Source organism: Pseudomonas sp. H1_A03 (assembly GCF_054685145.1).
This window is the reverse complement of record NZ_CP162829.1, coordinates 3,296,036-3,316,457: the sequence shown is the minus strand read 5'-3', so window position 1 is coordinate 3,316,457 and position 20,422 is coordinate 3,296,036. Positions and strand designations below refer to the sequence as shown.

Below are 20,422 nucleotides of genomic sequence, written 5' to 3'. Positions count from 1 at the left end.
CTATCGTCTTCACACACCGCAATCTGATGCTCTTTCGAGTAGTCAAATTGCTTGGGTGTTATATGGTCAAGCCTCACGGGCAATTAGTATTGGTTAGCTCAACGCCTCACAGCGCTTACACACCCAACCTATCAACGTCGTAGTCTTCGACGGCCCTTCAGGGGACTCAAGGTCCCAGTGAGATCTCATCTTGAGGCTAGTTTCCCGCTTAGATGCTTTCAGCGGTTATCTATTCCGAACATAGCTACCCGGCAATGCCACTGGCGTGACAACCGGAACACCAGAGGTTCGTCCACTCCGGTCCTCTCGTACTAGGAGCAGCCCCTCTCAAATCTCAAACGTCCACGGCAGATAGGGACCGAACTGTCTCACGACGTTCTAAACCCAGCTCGCGTACCACTTTAAATGGCGAACAGCCATACCCTTGGGACCGGCTTCAGCCCCAGGATGTGATGAGCCGACATCGAGGTGCCAAACACCGCCGTCGATATGAACTCTTGGGCGGTATCAGCCTGTTATCCCCGGAGTACCTTTTATCCGTTGAGCGATGGCCCTTCCATACAGAACCACCGGATCACTAAGACCTACTTTCGTACCTGCTCGACGTGTCTGTCTCGCAGTCAAGCGCGCTTTTGCCTTTATACTCTACGACCGATTTCCGACCGGTCTGAGCGCACCTTCGTACTCCTCCGTTACTCTTTAGGAGGAGACCGCCCCAGTCAAACTACCCACCATACACTGTCCTCGATCCGGATAACGGACCTGAGTTAGAACCTCAAAGTTGCCAGGGTGGTATTTCAAGGTTGGCTCCACGCAGACTGGCGTCCACGCTTCAAAGCCTCCCACCTATCCTACACAAGCAAATTCAAAGTCCAGTGCAAAGCTATAGTAAAGGTTCACGGGGTCTTTCCGTCTAGCCGCGGATACACTGCATCTTCACAGCGATTTCAATTTCACTGAGTCTCGGGTGGAGACAGCGCCGCCATCGTTACGCCATTCGTGCAGGTCGGAACTTACCCGACAAGGAATTTCGCTACCTTAGGACCGTTATAGTTACGGCCGCCGTTTACCGGGGCTTCGATCAAGAGCTTCGCGTTAGCTAACCCCATCAATTAACCTTCCGGCACCGGGCAGGCGTCACACCCTATACGTCCACTTTCGTGTTTGCAGAGTGCTGTGTTTTTAATAAACAGTCGCAGCGGCCTGGTATCTTCGACCGGCATGAGCTTACGGAGCAAGTCCTTCACCCTCACCGGCGCACCTTCTCCCGAAGTTACGGTGCCATTTTGCCTAGTTCCTTCACCCGAGTTCTCTCAAGCGCCTTGGTATTCTCTACCCAACCACCTGTGTCGGTTTGGGGTACGGTTCCTGGTTACCTGAAGCTTAGAAGCTTTTCTTGGAAGCATGGCATCAACCACTTCGTTAACTAAAAGTTAACTCGTCATCAGCTCTCGGCCTTAAGATCCCGGATTTACCTAAGATCTCAGCCTACCACCTTAAACTTGGACAACCAACGCCAAGCTGGCCTAGCCTTCTCCGTCCCTCCATCGCAATAACCAGAAGTACAGGAATATTAACCTGTTTTCCATCGACTACGCTTTTCAGCCTCGCCTTAGGGACCGACTAACCCTGCGTCGATTAACGTTGCGCAGGAAACCTTGGTCTTTCGGCGTGGGTGTTTTTCACACCCATTGTCGTTACTCATGTCAGCATTCGCACTTCTGATACCTCCAGCAAGCTTCTCAACTCACCTTCACAGGCTTACAGAACGCTCCTCTACCGCATCACTTACGTGATACCCGTAGCTTCGGTGTATGGTTTGAGCCCCGTTACATCTTCCGCGCAGGCCGACTCGACTAGTGAGCTATTACGCTTTCTTTAAAGGGTGGTTGCTTCTAAGCCAACCTCCTAGCTGTCTAAGCCTTCCCACATCGTTTCCCACTTAACCATAACTTTGGGACCTTAGCTGACGGTCTGGGTTGTTTCCCTTTTCACGACGGACGTTAGCACCCGCCGTGTGTCTCCCATGCTCGGCACTTGTAGGTATTCGGAGTTTGCATCGGTTTGGTAAGTCGGGATGACCCCCTAGCCGAAACAGTGCTCTACCCCCTACAGTGATACATGAGGCGCTACCTAAATAGCTTTCGAGGAGAACCAGCTATCTCCGAGCTTGATTAGCCTTTCACTCCGATCCACAGGTCATCCGCTAACTTTTCAACGGTAGTCGGTTCGGTCCTCCAGTTAGTGTTACCCAACCTTCAACCTGCCCATGGATAGATCGCCCGGTTTCGGGTCTATTCCCAGCGACTAGACGCCCTATTAAGACTCGCTTTCGCTACGCCTCCCCTATTCGGTTAAGCTCGCCACTGAAAATAAGTCGCTGACCCATTATACAAAAGGTACGCAGTCACCCAACAAAGTGGGCTCCCACTGCTTGTACGCATACGGTTTCAGGATCTATTTCACTCCCCTCTCCGGGGTTCTTTTCGCCTTTCCCTCACGGTACTAGTTCACTATCGGTCAGTCAGTAGTATTTAGCCTTGGAGGATGGTCCCCCCATATTCAGACAAAGTTTCTCGTGCTCCGTCCTACTCGATTTCATGACTAAGAGATTTTCGCGTACAGGGCTATCACCCACTATGGCCGCACTTTCCAGAGCGTTCCGCTAATCTCAAAGCCACTTAAGGGCTAGTCCCCGTTCGCTCGCCACTACTAAGGGAATCTCGGTTGATTTCTTTTCCTCAGGGTACTTAGATGTTTCAGTTCCCCTGGTTCGCTCCATACACCTATGTATTCAGTGTAAGGTAACCATCTTATGATGGCTGGGTTCCCCCATTCAGACATCTCCGGATCAAAGTCTGTTTGCCGACTCCCCGAAGCTTTTCGCAGGCTACCACGTCTTTCATCGCCTCTGACTGCCAAGGCATCCACCGTATGCGCTTCTTCACTTGACCATATAACCCCAAGCAATCTGGTTATACTGTGAAGACAACATTCGCCGAAAATTCGATAATACTCAAAACTGAGTAACTCACAAATTTTACCTTAGCCTGATCCGTTACCAGTGAAAGTAACGTTCAGTCTATCTTTCTATCACATACCCAAATTTTTAAAGAACGATCTAATCAAAGACTAGAAATCAACATTCACCATCACAACGATGGAATGCTCATTTCTAAGCTTTCATAACGTAGAAGCAGTAGTGGTGGAGCCAAACGGGATCGAACCGTTGACCTCCTGCGTGCAAGGCAGGCGCTCTCCCAGCTGAGCTATGGCCCCGTATTTCTACAGGCGTTTCCCACACAAAATTGGTGGGTCTGGGCAGATTCGAACTGCCGACCTCACCCTTATCAGGGGTGCGCTCTAACCAACTGAGCTACAGACCCAATTTCGGGCTGCTTCTTATCGTCTTCTTCAATGAATCAAGCAATTCGTGTGGGAACTTATGGAGCAGCTGATGTCGTCGATTAAGGAGGTGATCCAGCCGCAGGTTCCCCTACGGCTACCTTGTTACGACTTCACCCCAGTCATGAATCACACCGTGGTAACCGTCCTCCCGAAGGTTAGACTAGCTACTTCTGGTGCAACCCACTCCCATGGTGTGACGGGCGGTGTGTACAAGGCCCGGGAACGTATTCACCGCGACATTCTGATTCGCGATTACTAGCGATTCCGACTTCACGCAGTCGAGTTGCAGACTGCGATCCGGACTACGATCGGTTTTCTGGGATTAGCTCCACCTCGCGGCTTGGCAACCCTCTGTACCGACCATTGTAGCACGTGTGTAGCCCAGGCCGTAAGGGCCATGATGACTTGACGTCATCCCCACCTTCCTCCGGTTTGTCACCGGCAGTCTCCTTAGAGTGCCCACCATTATGTGCTGGTAACTAAGGACAAGGGTTGCGCTCGTTACGGGACTTAACCCAACATCTCACGACACGAGCTGACGACAGCCATGCAGCACCTGTCTCAATGTTCCCGAAGGCACCAATCTATCTCTAGAAAGTTCATTGGATGTCAAGGCCTGGTAAGGTTCTTCGCGTTGCTTCGAATTAAACCACATGCTCCACCGCTTGTGCGGGCCCCCGTCAATTCATTTGAGTTTTAACCTTGCGGCCGTACTCCCCAGGCGGTCAACTTAATGCGTTAGCTGCGCCACTAAAAGCTCAAGGCTTCCAACGGCTAGTTGACATCGTTTACGGCGTGGACTACCAGGGTATCTAATCCTGTTTGCTCCCCACGCTTTCGCACCTCAGTGTCAGTATTAGTCCAGGTGGTCGCCTTCGCCACTGGTGTTCCTTCCTATATCTACGCATTTCACCGCTACACAGGAAATTCCACCACCCTCTACCATACTCTAGTCAGTCAGTTTTGAATGCAGTTCCCAGGTTGAGCCCGGGGATTTCACATCCAACTTAACAAACCACCTACGCGCGCTTTACGCCCAGTAATTCCGATTAACGCTTGCACCCTCTGTATTACCGCGGCTGCTGGCACAGAGTTAGCCGGTGCTTATTCTGTCGGTAACGTCAAAACAATCACGTATTAGGTAACTGCCCTTCCTCCCAACTTAAAGTGCTTTACAATCCGAAGACCTTCTTCACACACGCGGCATGGCTGGATCAGGCTTTCGCCCATTGTCCAATATTCCCCACTGCTGCCTCCCGTAGGAGTCTGGACCGTGTCTCAGTTCCAGTGTGACTGATCATCCTCTCAGACCAGTTACGGATCGTCGCCTTGGTGAGCCATTACCTCACCAACTAGCTAATCCGACCTAGGCTCATCTGATAGCGCAAGGCCCGAAGGTCCCCTGCTTTCTCCCGTAGGACGTATGCGGTATTAGCGTCCGTTTCCGAACGTTATCCCCCACTACCAGGCAGATTCCTAGGCATTACTCACCCGTCCGCCGCTCTCAAGAGAAGCAAGCTTCTCTCTACCGCTCGACTTGCATGTGTTAGGCCTGCCGCCAGCGTTCAATCTGAGCCATGATCAAACTCTTCAGTTCAAACATCTTTGGGTTTTTAAGAAACCCTAAACTTGGCTCAGCAATCGTTGGTTACATCTTTGATTTCTCGCGGAGTAACTTGTGATGCTGATAATCTTGTTGACTATCAGTCTGACCCCACAAGCACCCACACGAATTGCTTGATTCAGTTGTTAAAGAGCGGTTGGTTAAGATCTTTCGTCTCAACCGAGGCGCGCATTCTACAGCAGCCTCATTTGCTGTCAAGTGATTATTTTCAGAAGTTTTCGAAGAATTCTTCAACAACTTCAACCACTTGCGCTTCCGATCTCTCGTTAGCGGGAGGCGAATTCTACAGCGTTAAACGCTGCTGTCAACACCTCTTTTTCTCCGCTTTCGACCGAGAGGATCGAAACGTTAATAGAGCCAAACAACGCTGCTCTACCAACTCCTTCTGGGCTTCGATCAACTGAAGCAACTCGCTGTCGAATCTCGCATAACTCTTTGTTTACCAAGGAGTTTTCCGTTTCGACTGCGCCGGAAGTGGGGCGAATTATAGACTTCCAGAATCTGCCGTCAACCCTTAATTTGGTTTTTCTATCAAAGTGGCTGAAAACCTCAAAACTCGCACTCTGTAAGTTGCCTACTAGGATAATTGAGCAATATATTGCTCAACCCCCGACAGTTAAGCATCATAGCGCCGACGCTTCTCTTAATATGACCTCGGACGTACACCCCAATGAATACCTCCCCCCGCAGCCTGGGCTCGACATTGTTCCCTGTCGGCCTGTTGCTGATCGCCATGGCTTCCATCCAATCCGGCGCCTCGCTGGCCAAGAGCATGTTCCCTCTCGTCGGCGCACAAGGCACTACGACCCTGCGTCTGATTTTCGCCAGTGTGATCATGCTGCTTCTATTGCGTCCTTGGCGCGCCAAACTGACAGCCAAGTCCCTGCGCACGGTGATCGTCTATGGAATGGCACTCGGCGGCATGAACTTCCTCTTCTATATGTCCTTGCGCAGCGTGCCCCTGGGTATTGCCGTTGCCCTGGAATTCACCGGGCCGCTTGCCGTGGCGATCTACGCCTCGCGTCGAGCGGTAGACTTTCTGTGGATAGCCCTCGCGATCACCGGCCTGCTCCTGTTAATCCCAATGGGTGAGGCCAGCAGCGGCATCGACTTGGTAGGCGCAGGCTACGCCCTGGGCGCTGGGGTCTGCTGGGCGCTCTACATTCTGTATGGCCAGAAAGCCGGCAATGACAACGGCGTACAAACCGCCGCCCTCGGCGTGATGATTGCCGCATTGTTTGTCGCGCCGATCGGCATCGTCCATGCAGGCAGCGCGTTACTGACTCCCGCGCTGATCCCGGTCGCCATCGGTGTCGCTATCCTGTCCACCGCCCTGCCCTACACCTTGGAAATGGTCGCACTGACGCGCCTCCCCGCCCGCACCTTCGGCACCCTCATGAGCATCGAACCGGCGTTTGGCGCGCTCTCTGGCCTGTTCTTCCTGCACGAGCACCTGTCCTTGGCGCAGTGGCTGGCAATTACTTGCATCATTCTGGCCTCCGTAGGTGCCACGGTAACGATGCGCAGCGAGTCAAAGCCGTTGGTTCCAGCGGATTGAAATCTGTTTGAATGTAGCTCTGGCATTTGGCGCGCATTTAGGCCATGTTTAAGCCGTAAACGAATGTCTTTCATGGAGAATTTCGACAAGGACAGCGCGAACGCGACACCCGAGAGCGAGTAGAGCAAGCTTCACTCTTTGCGAGGCGGCTATTAAGGATAGGAATGAAGCGAATTTTGATACTGTTAATGGTCATGGCCATTGCTGGCTGCGCCGCGACCACCAAGACAGAAGTAAAACGTGGCAAAAAAGGGCTGCATATCAACTGTTCCGGCCTGTCTTCTTCCTGGGACCAGTGCTACACCAGTGCTACCAACGCCTGCGGCGCCAAGGGCTACCGGGTAATCGCAAAGTCCGGTGACAATTCCGAGGAGCCAGGGGACTACCCCTTCGGCCTCAACCCTGCCGGCTACACCAGCCGCAGCATGATCGTCATCTGTAAGTAATCGCTTGAGCAGTCACCTCCTGGCTGCTCACATCTAGTTTCCGACACAAACCCGGCCCTTTGCACATCTGCGACTAGACTCCTGCTCGACATTCGAGCCAAGGGAGTTCCCATGACGCACAATAAAGAAATCGTCTTGGTAGTAGGCGCCGGTGATGCAACCGGCGGCGCCATTGCCAAACGCTTCGCCCGCGAAGGCTACGTCGCCTGCGTGACCCGCCGCAGCGCCGACAAACTACAGCCGTTAGTTGACAGCATCCAATTGACGGGCGGCGAAGCCCATGGCTTTGCCTGCGATGCGCGCAAAGAAGAAGACGTCATCGCGCTGATCGAACACATCGAAACCGAAGTGGGCCCTATAGAGGCCTTCGTGTTCAACATCGGCGCCAACGTGCCCTGCAGCATCCTGGAAGAAACCGCGCGCAAGTATTTCAAAATCTGGGAGATGGCTTGCTTCTCCGGTTTCCTGAATGCCCGCGAAGTGGCCAAGCGCATGGTCACACGCAATCGAGGCACCATTCTGTTCACGGGTGCCACCGCTGGACTGCGCGGTGCGGCGGGTTTTGCCGCATTCGCCGGCGCCAAGCACGGCATCCGGGCGCTGGCGCAGAGCATGGCGCGGGAATTGGGGCCCAGGAACATCCACGTTGCTCATATCGTGGTCGATGGCGCCATCGACACCGACTTCATTCGCGACAATTTCCCGCAGAAGTACGCGCTCAAGGACCAGGACGGCATCCTCAACCCCGAGCATATCGCAGAGAACTATTGGTACCTGCACAGCCAGCCACGTGACGCCTGGACATTTGAACTGGACCTGCGCCCCTGGAATGAACCCTGGTAAGCATGCCCCATAACAATAAGCAGCGAGCATCGACCATGAGTAAAACCCTGGAATTCTTCTTTGATCTCGGTAGCCCTGCCACCTACCTGGCCTACACCCAGCTACCGGCGTTGTGCGCGGCAACCGGCACGCAGTTGGTTTATCAGCCCATGCTCCTGGGCGGTGTTTTCAAGGCTACCGGCAACGCCTCTCCAATCACCGTTCCCGCAAAAGGTCGCTATATGTTTGATGACCTGGCGCGCTATGCACGTCGCTACAACGTACCGCTCAAGTTCAACCCGCACTTCCCCATCAACACGCTGATGTTGATGCGTGCAGTCACCGGCATCCAATTGCACCAACCTGAACGATTCGACGACTTTGTGGATTGCCTGTTCCGTGCCCTGTGGGTAGAGGGCCGTCACCTGGGAGACCCCCAGGTCGTGGCTGCCGTGCTTGCCGAGCACGGTTTCGATCCAGAAAAGGTCCTGGCCCTTGCCAATGACGACGCTGTAAAGGCGGCCCTCAAGGACAACACCGAACAGGCCGTTAAGCGCGGCGTGTTCGGTGCACCCAGCATGTTTGTAGGCAGCCAGCTGTTCTTCGGTCAGGACCGTTTGGAGTTTGTGCGCGAAGCCCTGAGTTAGCTGTCGACACTATAGCCGGCGCCCTGATCAAGGCGCCGGAACGGCAAGCGATCAGATAGCCGCCGTACGCACCCGCAGCCATTCAAGCGCCGCGCCACTGAGCAATGGGCTTAGGCGCTCACGCACTTGGGCGTGGTAAGCATTGAACCACTCTCGCTCGTCCGCCGTCAGCAGCGACGGTTCCAGACAGCGCGTGTCGATCGGGCACAAGGTCAGGGTTTCAAACTTGAGGAATTCACCGAACTCGGTCTTGCCCGCTTCGCGGTTCAACACCAGGTTCTCGATACGCACGCCCCAACGTCCCGGACGGTAAGTGCCCGGCTCAATGGAGGTGATCATCCCCGGCTGCATCGCCGTTTGCGGGGCAGTGGCAGCCTGGTAGGCAATCACTTGCGGACCTTCATGCACGTTGAGGAAATAGCCTACACCGTGCCCGGTACCGTGGCCGTAGTCCACGCCTTCGGCCCAGATCGGCGCGCGGGCAATCGCGTCCAGCAGCGGTGACAAGATGCCTTTTGGGAAATGCGCACGGGACAACGCAATCACACCTTTGAGCACACGGGTGCAGTCACGTTTCTGCTCTTCGCTCGGCGTACCGATAGGCACCATCCGGGTGATATCCGTGGTGCCACCCAGGTACTGGCCACCCGAATCAATCAGCAACAAGCCATCGCCTTCGATCAGCGCGTGCTCCTCTTCAGTGGCGTGGTAATGCGGCATCGCACCGTTGGCATTGTACGCGGCAATGGTGTTGAAACTCAGCGACACATAACCCGGGCGACGGGTGCGCGCAGCGGTCAGGTGTTCGTCGATGGTCAGTTCGGTAATGCGCTCACGACCCAGCGCACTGTCCAGCCAGGCGAAAAACTCGCACAAGGCCGCGCCGTCCTGCTCCATGGCTTGGCGGATGTGCTCCGCGTCGGCCAGGCTCTTGCGGGATTTGGCCAATGTGGTCGGGTTGAGTCCTTCGACCAGCTTGACACCGGCATCAAGGTTTTCCAGCAAGCCGGCGGTGACGCGCGCTGGGTCGACCTGCAAACTGGCGCCCGCCGGCACCGCGCGCAACGCCTCTGCCACTTCGCTGTAATCGCGCAGTGTCACGCCATCCAGCTCCAGCACTGCCCGCAACTCGGCATCGACTTTGCTCAATGCCACAAACAGCGTGGCCTGCTGTTGATTGATCAACGCAAAGGACACAAACACCGGATTGAACGAAACATCACCGCCGCGCAAATTGAACAGCCAAGCAATGTCATCCAGGGTGGCGATGAAGTGCCAGTCGGCGCCCTTCTCTTTTAAGCTGGCGCGCAGTGCCGCGAGTTTTTCGCCACGGCTGACGGTGGCTTGCGGTGGCAGGTGTTGATAGATCGGTTGGTCCGGCAGCGCCGGGCGGTCTTTCCAGACCTCACTCAGCAGGTCGATATCAGTACGCAGCTGTGCACCGCGCTCCGCCAATTTTCCGCCCAGGGTACGTGCCGAGGCCACAGCCATCACCGCACCATCCACCGCCACCACACCACCTTCCGGCGTTTGCTCGGCCAACCACTCCAGCGGGCCAGGTTGGCCCGGTTGCAGCTTCACCAATTCGATGCCGCTGCCCTTGAGTTCCTTGGTGGCCTGCTCCCAGTAACGGCTGTCGGCCCACACACCGGCGAAATCCGCGGTGACAATCAGCGTTCCCACCGAGCCATGAAACCCCGACAACCATTGCCGCCCCTGCCAGTAACCCGGCAGGTACTCGGACAAGTGTGGGTCGGCCGACGGCACCAGCAAGGCATGAATGCCCTCGCGGCTCATCAGTTCACGGGTATGCGCCAGGCGCTGGGTAACCGTTCCATGGGTCAAAGGCTGCGTACTCATTGTGTCTCCTGCTAACCACGAATAATTATTATGTGTTGCGATAGATGAATCAGACCGCCCAGAACGCCGGCGCACTGGCCAGGGAAGCCTTGATCAATTGCACCGCCTGGTCGATATCCTGCTCGGTGGTAAACCGGCCCAGGCTCAAGCGAATGGTACGGCCAGCACTGCGAGCATCATGGCCCAGCGCCAGCAACACATGGGACGGTGCATTGCTCGCCGAATTGCAGGCCGAGGTCGCGGAAAACGCGATCCCCGCACTCAGCGCAGCGGAGTTGAATTCGCCTTCACTGAACGTGAGGCTCAGGGTGTGGGGAATACGTTGTGTAGCGCTACCATTCAGGCGCACGCCCGCCACCGATGCCAACTGATCCAGCAGGCGCTGGCGCAAGGCGACGATCACTGCTTTTTCCTCAGCAAAAGACGCCGCCGCCAGGGCGAACGCAGTGCCCATGCCGGCGATCTGGTGGGTTGCCAGGGTGCCGGAGCGCAGGCCGCCTTCGTGCCCACCGCCGTGAATCTGCGCCAAGACTTTCTGCTGCGCCCGCGGCCCAACATATAAAGCGCCGATACCTTTGGGGCCATACAGCTTGTGGGCGGAAAACGACATCAGGTCCACCGGCCACTGCGCAAGGTCGATCGCCACCTTACCCGCGCCTTGCGCCGCATCCACATGCAACAGCGCGCCATGCTCACGCACGCGAGCGCCGATGGCCGGGATATCGTTGAGGGTGCCCAGTTCGTTATTCACCAGCATCAGCGACACGAGGAAGGTGTCTTCGCGCAACGCTTCGCTGACCGCGTCGACACTGATCAACCCATCCGCGTCCGGCACCAGATAGGTCACCGCCACGCCGGCTTCCTGCAGCTGCCGTGCGGTATCCAGCGTAGCCTTGTGTTCGATCTGGCTGGTGATGATATGCCCACCCGCCACACCCCGCGCCTGGGCCACGCCCTTGATCGCCAGGTTGTTGGACTCAGTGGCGCCAGAGGTCCAGACGATTTGCTCGGGATTGGCACCGACCAGTTCGGCCACTTGGCGACGCGCCTGCTCAACCGTTTGCCGGGCCGCTTGGCCGAACGCATGGGAACTGGACGCAGGGTTACCGAAGTTGGCATTGAAGCCCAGGCACTCGACCATCACCTGGATAACCCGCTCATCTACCGGGGTAGTGGCGGCGTAGTCGAAATACAACGGACGTTTATTCATGACGTTAAAAACTCGCAGAGCAGGTTCCCGAGAGCAGCGTCTCAGGGGCACCGACCGGAACAGAGGTCGTCAGGTTTAACCGATCGGATGCCATTAAAGAAGGACCACTTTATGAAAATGTGCGTAGGAACGCTCCTGAAACTCAGCTTAACAGGCTGAAGTCGCGCCATGGCAAACAAAAAGCCCGAGGTTCCTTAAAGGAAGCCTCGGGCTTTTTGCCGCTGAGCGCAGGCTCAACTGGGACGACCATGCAGGGTCACGCTGCGTTCGGCGTTCATTTCACCCTGGCGATCAAAACCGAAAGGTTTCTGTGGTTGGCCGGTCAGTGCCGCGCGCTGTTGTTGATACTCATCAAACGACAACCCACGACGGCTTAACGCTTCCAGGGACAACTGTCTGGTTTCTTCCGCTGTGTAAGGGCGCAATTCAGGCGAAGGATGGGTCGCACATCCGGCAAGGACAGAGCTGACAATCAATAAGGAAACAGCGAAGAATCGGTTCATGGCGGTAGCCCTGCAGAAGAGGTTTCGAGTCAATGAACACAGGCTACTCCCGCCCTCGCACGGTGAAAAATCACCTCCCGTGATAGTTGCTATCAACCGCCAAGGCACCTCCGATAGCGGCGCCTTCATATTTCTTTATGATCTATAAATATGGAAATACGTTCATTTACGGAATAAACCTAACCCTCTATAAATGTTGCTACGCCCCAACGGCACTGTTGCCCACGCAACTGTTGCCCTGGCAACAGCCGTTCAACAAATCACCAGTCAGACAACAGCAGCATTTTTCAGCAGTGAGCCTGCAACCCCCGCCAATCAAGGCCTGCACCCGTTGGTACAGCTCTTGCTCAACCGGTTGTACTCCACCTGCGACGAACCACTGTTGAAAAAGGAACTGTTCATGACCCGTCCCCTGAATGTCGTTGCCCTCTCCGGCGGAACCTGGCGCCCGTCTCGTACCCTCGTGCTGACCCAAGCCATACTGGCTGAACTGACCACCTTGCTGCCGATCCAGACCACCCTGATCGAACTGGGCGACATTGCGCGTCCGTTGGGCGGTGCGCTGTCACGTGATGAACTGCCGGCTGAGGTCGAATCCCAATTGCTGACCATCGAACAAGCCGACCTGTTGATTGTCGCCGCGCCGGTCTATCGCGGTTCGTACCCAGGCTTGCTCAAGCACCTGTTTGATCTGGTCGGCCTTAACGCATTGATCGACACACCCGTATTGCTGGCTGCCACGGGCGGTAGCGAACGCCATGCGCTGGTACTCGATCACCAACTGCGCCCGCTGTTCAGCTTCTTCCAGGCACTGACCCTGCCGATTGGCGTGTACGCCACCGAAGCCGACTTCACCGACTATCAAATCACCAGTGAATTATTAAAAGCCCGTATTCAACTGGCGGCAGAACGCGCTGCGCCTTTGTTCGCTGCGCATTCCTCCTCTCTGCTGAAAATCGCTTAAGGATTTGTCATGGATGTTTTCTGGTTCCTGCCCACCCACGGCGACGGTCATTACCTGGGCACTACCCAAGGTGCGCGGCCCGTCACCCTCAATTACCTGAAACAAGTCGCCCAGGCGGCTGACAGCCTCGGCTACCACGGCGTGCTGATTCCTACCGGACGCTCGTGCGAAGACTCCTGGGTCATCGCCTCGGCGCTGGTGCCGCTGACCGAACGCCTGCGCTACCTGGTGGCGATTCGTCCGGGGATTATCTCGCCGACCGTTTCGGCGCGCATGGCAGCGACCCTTGATCGTCTGTCCAACGGCCGCTTGCTGATCAACGTGGTGACCGGCGGCGACCCTGACGAAAACCGTGGCGACGGCAGTTTCCTCGATCACAGCGAACGTTACGAAGTCTCGGACGAATTCCTACAGATCTGGCGCCGCGTATTGCAGGGCGAGTCGGTAGATTTTGAAGGCAAACACCTGCGGGTCCAGAACGCCAAAGCGCTTTACCCTCCCGTGCAGAAGCCTTATCCGCCGCTGTATTTCGGTGGTTCTTCCGACGCCGCCCACGATCTCGCCGCCAAGCAGGTCGATGTGTACCTGACCTGGGGCGAACCGCCTGCCGCCGTCGCCGAAAAACTCGCGGATGTGCGTGAACGTGCCGCGCGCCACGGGCGCACTGTGAAGTTCGGCATACGCCTGCATGTGATCGTGCGCGAGACCGAAGAGGACGCCTGGAAAGCCGCCGACAAGTTGATCGAGCACATCAGCGACGAAACCATCGCCGCCGCGCAAAAGTCCTTCGCGCGCTTTGACTCCGAGGGCCAGCGCCGCATGGCCGCCCTGCACGACGGGCGCCGCGACAACCTGGAAATCGCCCCCAACCTGTGGGCAGGCGTCGGCCTGGTACGCGGCGGTGCCGGTACCGCGCTGGTCGGCAACCCGCAACAAGTGGCCGAGCGCATCAAGGAATACGCGAATTTGGGCATCGAGAGCTTCATATTCTCCGGCTACCCGCATCTGGAAGAAGCCTATCGCTTTGCTGAACGGGTGTTTCCATTGCTGCCGGAACCCTATGCCAGCCTGGCCGGACGTGGCATCACCAACCTCACTGGCCCGTTCGGCGAAATGATTGCCAACGATGTATTGCCAACGACTAACAAGACCTGAGGACGTTTACATCTGCTGAAGGTAGAGCCTGGTTTTCTGTGGGAGCCGGGCTTGCCCGCGATACAGGCGACGCGATCTGCCAGTAGGACCGCAGTGATGCAATCGCAGGCAAGCCAGCTCCCACATTTGACGTTCATCACCCATCAGATAGCGCTTGGCCTTTGACCTAATTGAGGAACACCGCGTGACAGCCAAACCCCACAGCGTCCTGCCCTCACCGCTGCAGACCGCCAAACTGCTGGCCGCCGAGTTCGCCCTCACCGCCGTCGAACGTGACGAGCGCGCTGGCACACCCAAGGCCGAACGCGACGCCTTGCGCCAGAGCGGCCTGCTGGCCCTGAGCATTCCCACCCAATACGGCGGCCTCGGCGCACGCTGGAGCGACACCCTTGGAATCGTCCGCGAATTCGCCAAGGTCGACAGCTCCATCGCCCATGTCTTTGGCTTTCACCACCTGATGCTCGCCACGGTGCGGCTGTTTTCGCGCCCGGAGCAATGGCAACCCTGGTTCGAACAGACCGCACGCAAAAACTGGTTCTGGGGCAACGCCCTCAACCCGCTGGACACGCGCACGGTGGTCAAGGACTTTGGCGGCTGGCGCGAGTTCTCCGGCAAAAGAGCTTCTGCTCCGGCGCCAGCGACTCGGAAATGCTGATTGCCTCAGCGGTGGATGAGACCGCCGGCGGCACGCTGTTGATCGCTGCCATTCCCAGTGGTCGCAGCGGCATCACGTTGCACAACGACTGGAACAATATCGGCCAGCGCCAGACCGACAGCGGCAGCGCCAGCTTCGAACGGGTGCGCGTCGAGGAATCGGAACTGCTGCTCGATCCCGGCCCATTGAGTACGCCCTTCGCCTGCCTGCGCCCGTTGATCGCCCAACTGACGTTCACGCACATGTTTCTCGGCATTGCCGAGGGCGCCTTTGAAGAGGCGCGCAACTACACGCTTACCGAAACCCGTTCGTGGCATAAATCCAGCGCCGAAGATGTTCGCCAAGACCCTTACGTGCTGCATCACTACGGCGAGTTCTGGGTGGCGCTGGAAGGCGTGCGTCTTCTAGTCGAACGCGCCGCCGACTTGCTCGATCGAGCCTGGGCCAAGGGGCCGAACCTCAGCGAACACGAGCGCGGCCAATTGGCGATTGCCATCGCCACCGCCAAAGTGGCCGCGACCCGCCAGGGCCTGGAGCTATGCAGCCGCCTGTTCGAAGTCACCGGCGCGCGCTCCACCCATGCTTCGCTGCGCCTGGACCGTCACTGGCGCAACTTGCGCACGCAGACCCTGCACGACCCGGTGGACTACAAGCTCCATGAACTGGGGGATTGGGCGTTGAACCAATCCCTGCCAATTCCGACGTTCTATTCCTAAGAGAGGTGCCCATGCAGCTTTTGACCTTACCGCCCTCGCCCGCCCTTGCGACGTCGATCCGCGCCACGGCACAGGTCTTCGAAGACCCGAAATCCCAGGCGCTGCTCGACCATATCCAGCAAGTGGCGCCCAGCGAAGCCAGCGTGCTGATCATCGGCGAGACCGGCACCGGTAAAGAGCTGGTGGCGCGCCATATCCATAACCTCAGTGCGCGGCGTAACCGGCCGTTCGTGGCGGTGAACTGCGGGGCGTTCTCCGAATCTTTGGTGGAAGCCGAACTGTTCGGCCATGAAAAAGGCGCCTTTACCGGCGCCCTCAGTGCCAAGGCCGGCTGGTTTGAAGAGGCCGACGGCGGCACCTTGTTCCTCGATGAGATCGGCGATTTGCCGATGGCGATCCAGGTCAAGCTGCTGCGCGTCCTACAAGAGCGCGAGGTGGTTCGCCTGGGTTCGCGCAAGAGCATTCCGATTGATGTGCGGGTGCTTGCCGCGACCAACGTGCAACTGGAAAAAGCCATCAACGCCGGGCATTTCCGCGAAGACCTCTACTACCGTCTCGATGTGGTCAGCCTGGAACTCAGCCCGCTGCGCGACCGCCCTGGCGATATCCTGCCGCTGACCCGGCACTTCATCGAAGCCTACAGCCAACGCCTTGGCTATGGCCCGATCACCATCAGCCGCGAAGCCGAGCACAAACTCAAAAGCTACAGCTGGCCGGGCAATATCCGCGAGCTGGAAAACGTGATTCACCACACCCTGTTGATCTGCCGCAACGGCCTGATTGAACGCGACGATTTGCGCCTGTCGAACATGCGCATCGAGCGCCAGGACGACAGCCAACACGGCACCGACAACAGCGCCGAAGCGTTGCTGGCGCGCGCCTTCCAGAAACTGTTCGAGGAACAGGCCGGGGCCCTGCATGAAAAGGTTGAAGACGCCCTGCTCCGCGCCGCTTACCGCTTCAGCCATTACAACCAGGTGCACACCGCCAATCTGTTGGGCCTGAGCCGCAACGTTACGCGCACCCGCTTGATCAAGATCGGCGAGCTGGCGGTCAACAAGCGCCGCCCTGGCGAGAACGTGCAGGGCGAGCGCATGCTGCACTTATCCATTTAGGCGGCAGTGCAACGCGTTGTCATGGCTGCGCTCAATACTGCGCAGCACCTGGAACGAACCAAAGGTCACGGCGGTCGCCTGGTGGGCGCGAATCAGCGTCCAGAAATCTTCCTCACCGTGCTCAAAGCACTTAAAGGCCGCCTCGCCGTCTTCGCGCGTGCGCCATTGCAGGTAATTCAACACCCGCCGCCCGTCATCGCTGACCTGCACACTTGCGTTGATAAAACCGCCATGGCCCTGCGCCAGACGCTCACTCTGGGTGCTCAAGGCCGCCACCAGGGCGAGTTGTTGCTGGGGCTCGATCTGAAACTCGATCACCTGAGTGAAACTGCGATTCTTCTCTGTTACCTGCATGAACACTCCCCTTCCTCTGTAGGCAGAATCTTGTGATTCGATGCCACGCAGGGTAAAACCTCTAGTTAAGTCAAGGTCAAGCGCTGTTTGGGGGTTTTTGCATGATTACAAAAGAACTCACTGTCGGCCAATTGGCAGCACGCAGCGGTGTGGCCGTCACGGCCCTGCACTTCTACGAGGCCAAGGGGCTGATCAAGAGCAATCGCAACGCGGGCAACCAACGCCGTTATCCACGGGATGTATTACGCCGCGTGGTGGTGATCAAGATCGCCCAGCGCCTGGGGATTCCGCTGGCAACCATTGGTGACGCGTTGCAAACGTTGCCGGATGGACGCACGCCCAACGCTCAGGATTGGGAGCGGTTGTCGGCGCTGTGGCGGGAGGACCTGGACGAGCGCATCAATAAGCTGATGCTGCTGCGGGACAAGCTCAGTGGTTGTATTGGCTGTGGGTGCCTGTCGATGGAAGCGTGTCCGTTGCGTAATCAGGATGATCAGTTGGGTGAGCGTGGGCCTGGAGCTCAATTACTTGAGCCAACACCCGAAACCTGACCTGCCCCCCAATCACTGTGGGTGCAGGTGTTCGAACGCGCTGAATGTGAACCTGAAACATTTTCTTTCATATCTGGGTTAGGGATTTCTCATTCTCATCCGTCTTAACTTAGATACAGCCTGTCGCGTCAGCAAAAGCTACGACTGGCCTTTTCTGGGCCTTCACTGCCCCCCTCCGATCAAGACCCTCATTCACATGTCGAAGAAGTCACGCTCCAAACTCTGGTTTCTCGTGCATAGCTGGCTGGCATTGCCCATCTGGTTCTTTGTACTGATCGTCTGCGTCACCGGCACCCTGGCGGTGGTCAGCCAGGAGATCGTCTGGCTGGCCAACCCGGATATCCGTGCGAGCAAGCCGTCCGACGATGCCGAGCCACTGAGTTACGACCAGGTGATCGCCGCGATCAAACGCGATGAACCTCAGGTATTCGTCCAGTCGATCAGCCGCCCTGATGAATCGCATTTCGCCCTCAGCGTCGACCTCAGCTACCCCGACGGGCGCTCCGTGGAGGTTTACGTCAACCCGTACACCGGAGCGATCCAGGGCATCAGCCCGTCCTTCAACTTCCAGCAATTCACACGCGCCCTGCACGGCTGGTGGCTGGTGCCGTTTACCAATGGCTACAGCTGGGGCTGGTATTTGGTGTCGGCGCTCGGCATCCCGCTGCTGGCGTCGCTGGTCACCGGACTGGTGGTGTACAAGAAGTTCTGGAAGGGTTTCCTGCGCCCGACCCTGCGTGTGCGCCATGGCGCGCGGATCTTCTGGGGTGATTTCCACCGCTTGAGCGGTATCTGGTCAATCTGGTTTATCGCAGTGATTTCTATCACCGGCATCTGGTTCTTGATCCGGGCGATCCTGGGCGACAACCAGATTTCGATTTCCACCGAACCCGTCATCCCAGTGATTGCCCGGGAGAAAGTGCCGATGTCGGCACCCGGCGTGCCAGCGCCGATGATCCCGGTAGACGAGGCGATCAAGATCGCCACCCAGCGTATTCCTGGCCTGGAGCCGAGTTTCATCAGCCTGCCGCTCAATGCCTACAGCCACCTGCAGATTGGCGGGCGAGGCTGGTACCCACTGATGTTCCAGACCGCGCAAATCAACCCGTATGACGGCGAAGTCGCTGCGGCGCACTTGCTGTCCGACCGTTCAAAGCTGGAGTTCGTGACCGAATCCATGCGCCCGCTGCACACCGGCGACTTTGGCGGGCTGTGGATCAAACTGATCTGGGCATTCTTCGGCCTGGTCATGAGCATGATGGTGTTGAGCGGCCTGCTGATCTGGACCAAGCGCACCGCTTTGGCCACCCTCAATGCGCTCAAGCGCGAAGCCAAGACCCAGCGCAAGCCTGTTTCCATTCCGGCCAGGCAGGCTGAAACCTCGGAGGCTCGATCATGAGCAAGGTCGCTACCGCAAAGCCTTCGCCGCTGCGGGCCTTCTGGCTGAAATGGCGCTTCCACATCAATGTGCTGTTGTTGCTTGTGCCGCTGGGCTTCATGCCCAAGTACTTCGCCGATGCAGCGCTGTTTCGCGGCGACACTGGCATCGGCGAGCGTGTGGCCGGTGAAGTGCAGGTCGGGCCCTGGAGCCTGACCCTCGCCGAATTCCGTAATGAAGGACCGCGCCCAGACCCGGCCGGCCCGATGAAGTTTTTCAACGCTGCCCTGTGCGCCACCTGCGCCGACCAGGTCAAGGCCACCTACCTGCGTATCGGTAAGCCACGCAGCCTGCGGGCCGCTGGGGTGATCTTCTTCGGTACGCCGTACCGCATGGGCGCTGCCCTGCCGATCCCGGAACGCACACCAGCCGACGCCGAACTGTGGGTCACCATGGAAGGCTGGGACGGCGCTATGCACCAAGGTTCCATCCCGTTGAGCCAGGCCTCGCCTGCCACCATTGCCTGGCTGAACAAGCAAGGAGTTAAACCATGACTTTGATGCGCCTGACCCGCGCCTGTGCCGTCCTGTTGGCTTGCGCCGGTTTCAGTACCGTCGCCCTGGCCCACAACCCGATGTGCGAGTGCAAGGAAATTCCCGGCGAGCAGATCCAATGCAAAGGCGGTTTCTCTGACGGTAGCGGCGCGCCCGGCGTGACCCTGGACGTGATCGGCTATGACGAAACCATCCTGGTGCCCGGCAAGCTTGGCGAAGACTCGACCCTGACCTTCAAGAAGCCGTCCGCCGAGTTCTATGTGCTGTTTGATGCAGGCCCGGGCCACGTGGTGGAAATCGACCAAGCGGATATCCAGCCGCAATGAGTACCACACAGGTTGTACGCCCCGCCGGGGCCGGTCACGAAACCCTCTACGTGCTGCTGTTGTGCCTGATCATCCTTGCGGTGGCCGGCACGGTGGTGGCCTTGCACGGTGAAACCCAGGAAGTCGCGGCCGTGCCCAGCCACCAGTTGGACGCCCGTCGCGACCTGAGCGCCGCCGAGCAAGGCATCTACGCCGACCTGCGGGTGACCCTGGATGAGATCCAGCTGTTGCAGCAGGAGCAAAGTGCACTGCCCACCCCGGCGCAACTGGCCGAAGAGGGCTTCGCGCCGTTTGCCCAGGACGCCAGCTCGGTCAGCCGTGGCGATCATCGCTGGCAGTTGCTGGAACCCTCGGCCTACCTGGGCTTGAGCCAAGTGCCCGGCACCAGCGGCTCGCTGCTCATGCGCGTGCACGGTGCCGAACCGGATATCTGGCTCAATCGCCAAGCCAACCTCGCCGCCCCTTCCGACCTCACTGACCAGGCGCTGATCGCAGCCGGCTGGCAGCAGGTGGTCGCGCAATTCGATGCCGGCGTCACCCGCCAGCACCGTCACTGAACGAGAAGACCGATTGCCC

Annotated in this window: 16 protein-coding genes, 2 tRNA genes, 2 rRNA genes and 1 pseudogene; 13 read left to right on the top strand and 8 right to left on the bottom strand. The window is 57.7% G+C overall.

What is annotated here, in order from left to right; genetic code table 11:
• Window positions 1-62 precede the first annotated feature (62 nt).
• The 4 genes from AB4O35_RS15365 to AB4O35_RS15350 form a co-directional block, all read right to left on the bottom strand.
• Window positions 63-2,954, bottom strand: a 23S ribosomal RNA gene (locus AB4O35_RS15365).
• 249 nt (window positions 2,955-3,203) lie between these two features.
• A tRNA-Ala gene (locus tag AB4O35_RS15360) sits at window positions 3,204-3,279 on the bottom strand.
• Window positions 3,280-3,309: 30 nt separating this feature from the next.
• Window positions 3,310-3,386, bottom strand: a tRNA-Ile gene (locus AB4O35_RS15355).
• Between the two features lie 82 nt (window positions 3,387-3,468).
• Window positions 3,469-5,005: ribosomal RNA gene (locus AB4O35_RS15350) — 16S ribosomal RNA — on the bottom strand.
• Together the 16S and 23S rRNA genes with 2 tRNA genes alongside form the textbook arrangement of a ribosomal RNA operon.
• A gap of 697 nt (window positions 5,006-5,702) precedes the next feature.
• Between AB4O35_RS15350 and rhtA the strand changes: the two genes are divergently transcribed.
• The 4 genes from rhtA (at window position 5,703) to AB4O35_RS15330 (ending at window position 8,505) form a co-directional block, all read left to right on the top strand.
• Window positions 5,703-6,590: a threonine/homoserine exporter RhtA gene (gene rhtA / locus AB4O35_RS15345; protein WP_065872593.1), complete on the top strand. Its 888-nt coding sequence runs from the start codon at window positions 5,703-5,705 to the stop codon at window positions 6,588-6,590.
• 164 nt (window positions 6,591-6,754) lie between these two features.
• On the top strand, window positions 6,755-7,036 hold the full coding sequence (locus AB4O35_RS15340; RefSeq protein WP_049709138.1) for a hypothetical protein: 282 nt from the start codon (window positions 6,755-6,757) through the stop codon (window positions 7,034-7,036).
• Window positions 7,037-7,147: 111 nt separating this feature from the next.
• The gene (locus tag AB4O35_RS15335; RefSeq protein WP_460149061.1) at window positions 7,148-7,879 is read left to right on the top strand and encodes an SDR family oxidoreductase; all 732 of its coding nucleotides are present in this window, start codon (window positions 7,148-7,150) and stop codon (window positions 7,877-7,879) included.
• Between the two features lie 35 nt (window positions 7,880-7,914).
• Window positions 7,915-8,505: a 2-hydroxychromene-2-carboxylate isomerase gene (locus AB4O35_RS15330; protein ID WP_065872752.1), complete on the top strand. Its 591-nt coding sequence runs from the start codon at window positions 7,915-7,917 to the stop codon at window positions 8,503-8,505.
• A gap of 51 nt (window positions 8,506-8,556) precedes the next feature.
• On the opposite strand, the gene AB4O35_RS15325 is transcribed toward AB4O35_RS15330, so the two are convergent.
• From AB4O35_RS15325 to AB4O35_RS15315, 3 genes are all read right to left on the bottom strand, one after another.
• On the bottom strand, window positions 8,557-10,365 hold the full coding sequence (locus tag AB4O35_RS15325) for an aminopeptidase P family protein (RefSeq protein ID WP_065872595.1): 1,809 nt from the start codon (window positions 10,363-10,365) through the stop codon (window positions 8,557-8,559).
• Window positions 10,366-10,414: 49 nt separating this feature from the next.
• Window positions 10,415-11,575 carry a cysteine desulfurase family protein gene (locus AB4O35_RS15320; RefSeq protein ID WP_065872596.1) on the bottom strand — a complete coding sequence of 387 codons (1,161 nt, stop codon included), beginning with the start codon at window positions 11,573-11,575 and terminating at the stop codon, window positions 10,415-10,417.
• 233 nt (window positions 11,576-11,808) lie between these two features.
• Entirely contained in the window at window positions 11,809-12,078 is a 270-nt protein-coding gene (locus AB4O35_RS15315; RefSeq protein WP_065872597.1) for a hypothetical protein, read from the bottom strand.
• 400 nt (window positions 12,079-12,478) lie between these two features.
• Here AB4O35_RS15315 and msuE point away from each other — a divergent pair, with 400 nt between their 5' ends.
• The 4 genes and pseudogenes from msuE (at window position 12,479) to AB4O35_RS15295 (ending at window position 16,683) form a co-directional block, all read left to right on the top strand.
• The gene (gene msuE, locus AB4O35_RS15310) at window positions 12,479-13,042 is read left to right on the top strand and encodes an FMN reductase (RefSeq protein WP_065872753.1); all 564 of its coding nucleotides are present in this window, start codon (window positions 12,479-12,481) and stop codon (window positions 13,040-13,042) included.
• Window positions 13,043-13,051: 9 nt separating this feature from the next.
• Window positions 13,052-14,197, top strand: coding sequence for an FMNH2-dependent alkanesulfonate monooxygenase (gene ssuD / locus AB4O35_RS15305; RefSeq protein WP_065882526.1), 1,146 nt, complete (start codon window positions 13,052-13,054; stop codon window positions 14,195-14,197).
• Between the two features lie 184 nt (window positions 14,198-14,381).
• A pseudogene (locus AB4O35_RS15300) lies at window positions 14,382-15,568 on the top strand (acyl-CoA dehydrogenase family protein).
• Between the two features lie 11 nt (window positions 15,569-15,579).
• A complete protein-coding gene (locus AB4O35_RS15295) occupies window positions 15,580-16,683 on the top strand; it encodes a sigma-54 interaction domain-containing protein (protein ID WP_049709147.1) in 1,104 nt (367 codons plus the stop codon).
• Here the strand turns inward: AB4O35_RS15295 and AB4O35_RS15290 are convergent.
• Window positions 16,672-17,037, bottom strand: coding sequence for an antibiotic biosynthesis monooxygenase (locus AB4O35_RS15290; RefSeq protein ID WP_065872600.1), 366 nt, complete (start codon window positions 17,035-17,037; stop codon window positions 16,672-16,674). The genes AB4O35_RS15295 and AB4O35_RS15290 overlap by 12 nt on opposite strands.
• Window positions 17,038-17,138: 101 nt before the next feature.
• Between AB4O35_RS15290 and soxR the strand changes: the two genes are divergently transcribed.
• The 5 genes from soxR (at window position 17,139) to AB4O35_RS15265 (ending at window position 20,403) form a co-directional block, all read left to right on the top strand.
• Window positions 17,139-17,588: a redox-sensitive transcriptional activator SoxR gene (soxR, locus tag AB4O35_RS15285; protein ID WP_065882524.1), complete on the top strand. Its 450-nt coding sequence runs from the start codon at window positions 17,139-17,141 to the stop codon at window positions 17,586-17,588.
• Between the two features lie 196 nt (window positions 17,589-17,784).
• Window positions 17,785-18,987 (top strand): PepSY-associated TM helix domain-containing protein, encoded by a 1,203-nt coding sequence (locus AB4O35_RS15280; RefSeq protein ID WP_065882522.1) that lies wholly within the window; start codon window positions 17,785-17,787, stop codon window positions 18,985-18,987.
• Window positions 18,984-19,520, top strand: coding sequence for a thiamine pyrophosphate-binding protein (locus AB4O35_RS15275; protein ID WP_065872603.1), 537 nt, complete (start codon window positions 18,984-18,986; stop codon window positions 19,518-19,520). The genes AB4O35_RS15280 and AB4O35_RS15275 overlap by 4 nt, the downstream gene beginning before the upstream one ends.
• Window positions 19,517-19,846 carry a hypothetical protein gene (locus AB4O35_RS15270; protein WP_065872604.1) on the top strand — a complete coding sequence of 110 codons (330 nt, stop codon included), beginning with the start codon at window positions 19,517-19,519 and terminating at the stop codon, window positions 19,844-19,846. The genes AB4O35_RS15275 and AB4O35_RS15270 overlap by 4 nt, the downstream gene beginning before the upstream one ends.
• The gene (locus tag AB4O35_RS15265; protein ID WP_049709154.1) at window positions 19,843-20,403 is read left to right on the top strand and encodes a DUF6162 family protein; all 561 of its coding nucleotides are present in this window, start codon (window positions 19,843-19,845) and stop codon (window positions 20,401-20,403) included. Before AB4O35_RS15270 ends, AB4O35_RS15265 begins: the two co-directional genes overlap by 4 nt.
• The last annotated feature ends 19 nt before the right edge of the window (window positions 20,404-20,422 follow it).